3 protein-coding genes and 1 pseudogene are annotated in these 4,928 nt (G+C 44.8%); 1 reads left to right on the forward strand and 3 read right to left on the reverse strand.

The features are described from left to right. Positions 1-92, reverse strand: a pseudogene (locus tag EWV60_RS08920) (Uma2 family endonuclease); the annotation flags it as partial. Between the two features lie 352 nt (positions 93-444). Continuing rightward, complete coding sequence (locus EWV60_RS08925) at positions 445-669, reverse strand: PH domain-containing protein (protein WP_103113414.1); 225 nt, start codon at positions 667-669, stop codon at positions 445-447. Between the two features lie 333 nt (positions 670-1,002). On the opposite strand from EWV60_RS08925, the gene hflX reads away from it, so the two are divergent. Then, on the forward strand, positions 1,003-2,706 hold the full coding sequence (gene hflX / locus EWV60_RS08930) for a GTPase HflX (protein ID WP_287231926.1): 1,704 nt from the start codon (positions 1,003-1,005) through the stop codon (positions 2,704-2,706). A gap of 664 nt (positions 2,707-3,370) precedes the next feature. Here hflX and EWV60_RS08935 read toward each other — a convergent pair. Then, on the reverse strand, positions 3,371-4,786 hold the full coding sequence (locus EWV60_RS08935; RefSeq protein ID WP_287231927.1) for a hypothetical protein: 1,416 nt from the start codon (positions 4,784-4,786) through the stop codon (positions 3,371-3,373). Between the last annotated feature and the right edge of the window lie 142 nt (positions 4,787-4,928).

The following is a 4,928-nucleotide window of genomic DNA, read 5'->3' on the forward strand; positions in this document are numbered from 1 at the left end:
ACAATCCAGCGATATTGAACTGTGTTGTCGGCCATAGGTTTACCGTCGGAATCAGGATAGAAAAGTTGGGGTTCGATGGGTGCTTGAACCATGCTTTATCTCTTGCGATCGCATTTTGCTTAACTTTATTGTATCACCGCAAATCCTGGGTTTGAAACCCTGTCCTTTTATACTAAATCCGTTGAGTAACGCACAGAAAACGGGTTTCTCGGAGAAACCCGTTTTCTGCTCAGGCAAAAGGCTTCAACGGTGAGACTTCGGACGTTCGGCAAAAAGGGGAATAAATAATCAGTTTTTAATAACAGGATTTAGTATTAGGACGACTTTGCCTTAGACCTCTGGCAAAAGTTGTATAAGTAGGGCGTGTTACGCTGTCGCTAACGTACCTTTATTTTTATAAGTAACTTAGAGTATTTTTAAGATTTATTAAAGTCAATGGTAAGATTAAGTAAAATCAATGGTTAATAGATATACCTCTAGGGGAATATCTATTACGGTTGAGGCAGAACCACATTTTTTAAGAGGAGAAAGAGAAAAATCTGCCCAACAGTATGCTGTTTTTGTGATTAAAACTGCGTCCATTAACTCAAAAGTTACATTTTTGGCACGTCCAATCAAGTTATAGGTCTCTGTTCTAAATTTTTGAAGTTCCAGAATGTTATTATTCATCTAAGGGAGTTTCTTTAATGCTTGTATTTTTTATTTTCTCCCTTTTTGTTATTCTTGCTTTATTAATATAAGGAAAGGTTACTATTGAGTAAATACTTGAGTTTGGCTATAAAAATTGCAAAATATGAAATGTAAAAATCCTTGACGACGGTGGAAAATTTTGCCATATTTTTCGCTAATAAAGATTCATATCCTGAGTTTGCTGGAGAAGGAAGCACTGTCTATTCCCTGTTCCTGAAAATGCCCAGACTTGTCTGTTCTCATTGGCGACGTGCCAAAAAAGGAAAGAGCAGCGAGTGTCAAAATCGCTACAATATATAGATAAAATCCTAATTGCGAGGAAAGCCTATCGATACCATCTTCGGCAATACCCAGGGACTAAAAGCTAGTCAGATGAAACAGCTACAAAGGCTGTACCATGAACGCTTGCCTATTGATACCCTCACCACCCCAGAATTCGCCCAAAGACTGGCGGCCATCAGTACCGATATCCATCAACCCCTCTGCACCTATATCAACCGTCGCGGCCAGGTAATTCGAGTGGGAGTGGGAACCCCCCGACAAACGCAATTTTCTCTCTTGGAACTACCCCGCTACGGTTCCGAACGTCTTTGCGGAATTCGTTGCATCGCCACGGAACTCAAGCAAGAACCGCCAAAAGAATCCAGTCTAACCGCCATGGCTTTGCAAAGACTAGACGCACTGGTGATCTTAACCCTAACTGGCACAGGCATGATCCGTCGCGGTGGTGGGGCGACCGGTTATGTGGAGCAAGTCTATCTGGCGCATCTCATACCACAAAGTCAAACAAATGTCAATAGTAATATATACTGGTCTGTCTCCCCGCCCTTAAATCTAGAGGATTTAAGCAAACAGGACTTTTTAGAGTTAGTGGAAGGACTAGAGGCGGAGTTTCAGCGAGAATTTACCGCTATAACCGTTGATACAGCCGAAGATCGGGTGCTATTGGTTGGTTTAATGACCGACGATATGAGCGATCGCCAGTTTGAGGACGGTTTAAGCGAATTAGAGCGTTTAGTTGATACCGCCGGGGGTAAAGTTTTGCAAGTCACCCGACAAAAACGGGATCATCCCCATCCTCAAACAGTGATCGGTTCGGGAAAAGTGGCAGAAATCGCCCTACAGGTGCAAACTTCGGGGGCTAATTTAGTTGTATTCAATCGCGACCTTTCTCCCGCCCAAATTCGCAATCTAGAGAACCAAATCGGGGTGAGAGTGGTCGATCGCACCGAGGTTATCCTGGACATTTTCGCCCAACGGGCCCAATCGCAAGCGGGTAAACTACAGGTAGAATTAGCCCAATTAGAATACACTTTACCGCGTCTCACCGGGCGCGGATTAGCCATGTCGAGATTAGGGGGAGGAATTGGCACTCGCGGACCGGGGGAGACAAAATTAGAAACAGAACGCCGAACTATTCAACGTCGTTTATCCCGTCTCCAGGATGAGGTGGATCAACTGCAAGCTCATCGTTCCCGTTTACGCAAACAACGGCAAAAACAAGATGTAGCCAGTGTGGCGATCGTCGGTTACACCAATGCGGGAAAATCTACTTTAATTAATGCTCTCACCGCTGCCGAAGTTTACACCGCCGATCAACTGTTTGCTACCCTCGATCCCACCACCCGACGCTTAACTATTACCGATTCCCTCACCCAAGTCTCTCACACCCTGTTACTAACCGATACGGTGGGTTTTATCCACGAATTACCCCCCTCGCTGGTGGATGCTTTTCGGGCAACTTTAGAGGAAGTAACGGAAGCAGAGGCATTACTCCATCTGGTGGATCTCTCCCATCCAGCTTGGGAAAGTCAGATTGCCTCGGTGTTAAAAATCCTCTCGGAGATGCCGATTCAAACCGGTCCGATGTTAATGGTGTTTAATAAGTTGGATCAGGTAAAAAGCGAGGATTTGGAAATGGCTAAGGAAAAATATCCCCAAGCTGTTTTTATCTCGGCTATTCGTCGCCTCGGATTGGAAACTTTAAAACAAAAGTTAATCGATTTAACCGCTTAATTAGGGTTTGCGGCAAAAAGTTTTTCCTGGGGACAGGGTGTGGGGTGTGGGGTGTGGGGTGTGGGGTTTTACCAGTTTTGAGGTGGCGAATTACCTAATTTTCAGGGAAAAAGTGCCTAAATTTCCCCCCGATCACTCCAATGGTCAGCACTTTTTGAGGGAAAAAAAGTCTAAAAGCCTTATCTAACAAGGTTTTTAGATTTATTCAGCAAACTCTACATAGGGTCTGCTGAAAAAGTTTTTCCTGGGGGTAGGAGTCAGGAGTCTCCGAGTCAGGAGTCGGTCGTTTCAGGCTTTGTTGCCCTGGTTTTTTGTACCAAGCGATGTACTATAAGAAGGATAATGCAAGGTTTTTGAAAGTCCCAATCCTATTTTCTTGCACTAACATCGGACTTTAACAGGTCAAAAGCTTTATTTTATACCATTTCTCTAAATGAAAACTACACATCGAATTTAAATCCCCCTTTAAGTTCCCCTTTTTAAGGGGGATTTAGGGGGATTAAACTTCTGTAGTCAGACTTTGGAGAATTGGTACAAGCCCTACATAAGAGCTTTGCGATCGCCAATAAAAATGCCAGGTTTTGAGCGGTAGGGGCGAATTGCTCGCCGGTGTTCAAAACCTGGCACCTAATTTGAGATTTATTTAGCAGACCCTAATGAGCAATTATTCCTGCCCTTTCAACAAACTGATGATAGTATCCAGTTTCTTCTCAAGTTTTTGGTTTTCTTCCTCCAATTTAGCAATCTTATCCAACAATGCTTGATTGTCACTGACTGCCGCAGCAGCGCGTAATTTACGCACATCGCGACCAAAGCCCATCAATGCCGGACGTTCCACATAAGTGACCCGGTGCAATACCCGCCAGGCTTTATTGGGCTTACCTGCTTGGGTCTCACGCAAGGCCCGCGCTTCTTCGTCGTTGCTACGCAGCCATTCAGGATCGACCACATAGTTAAAGAAGTCGTGGAAGTTATCGGTACTTCCTTCCAGGTAGAAACTCATAAACCGATAGCGATCTACTTTTTCCCCGGGCAGAATCGGGCGATCGTTGTAATCGGTGATGCCTTTATACTCCAAACCACTCAGATCTACATTCAACTGAAAACCCTTACTCCGAGCTTCAGTTTTGCTCATGGTTTGAGTTAAGTTAACCGTAGCTTGGGTAGTGAGTTCAACAGCAGCAGCAGCAGCAAACTTTCCTTCAACGCCTAAACCCGCATTCAGACCAAAAGAGCCACCAATGGTATGTTCTACGGTGTTGGCAAAGCTTTGAGCTTCAGTTCGCAGACCACCATCGGCATCCCAAACGTAGGTATTGACGATATTGCGCTTACCCGCCCGAATTTGGATATCTTCCATCCGTTTTTGCCAGCCTGCAAAACTTTCTGTGGCTTGCACTCGTTTCTCTTGGTCATTAATTTTGCTTTGGATTTCGGCCTGTTTTGCTTTGGCGGCGGCGCTTTTCTCACTGACGGTCGCCGCAGCATCCGCCTTAGCATTGTTCAGTTTTTCCTCTTCGGCTTTTTTCTTTTCCTCCTCAGTCATTTGGGTACTGGGTTTGTCTTCTTCCCGTTGCACTCCAATGGTGGTTGGTGCAGGTCCACTGTCGATATTCCGATCTAAAGAGATTTCATCGACTAAACGCACATTAAAATTAGAGAAGTAAGATTCTCGGCGTTTATCTTCCGCTTCAATTTGGCGTTTTAAGTCATACGCCTCTTTCAGGCGATAGTAACTAGCGGGATAAAGGGAACCGTACTGGCTACGCATTTCGGGAACGTGCTTGAAGAAGCGATCGCTTGTGGCAATGCTGCCAGTCATCCCATCCAAGCTACCATTCATCGTGTAGGCAGGATTCATCAAAAAGGTGATGGTGTTGACATCTGGAGGAATGCCATCTACCGGCTGCACTTGGTAGCCCACCATTCTGCCACTGCGGGCCAGTCGGGTGACAAACACATCTGCCAATGCAGAAACAACCAACGCATAGCCAATATTTTTGGGAATAAATCGTGTCCCCAAATGGGGGAACTTGGTAGTTTCTTCTGGGGTGCCGCGTAGTTCCAGTTTATCGGTCATGCTCAAGGATGAACTGGAAGTAATGCTATACTTTGCACGGTTATAACTTGCATTTTTTACTCAAAGACAATAATATAGTTCAAGAGTCATAATTAGAAGCAAAGCACTCATTAAAAACATGATTAACCTAGAATTCACGGAA

It is taken from the genome of Microcystis sp. Msp_OC_L_20101000_S702 (genome assembly GCF_007095705.1).
GTDB classification, from domain to species: Bacteria; Cyanobacteriota; Cyanobacteriia; order Cyanobacteriales; family Microcystaceae; genus Microcystis; species Microcystis ichthyoblabe_A.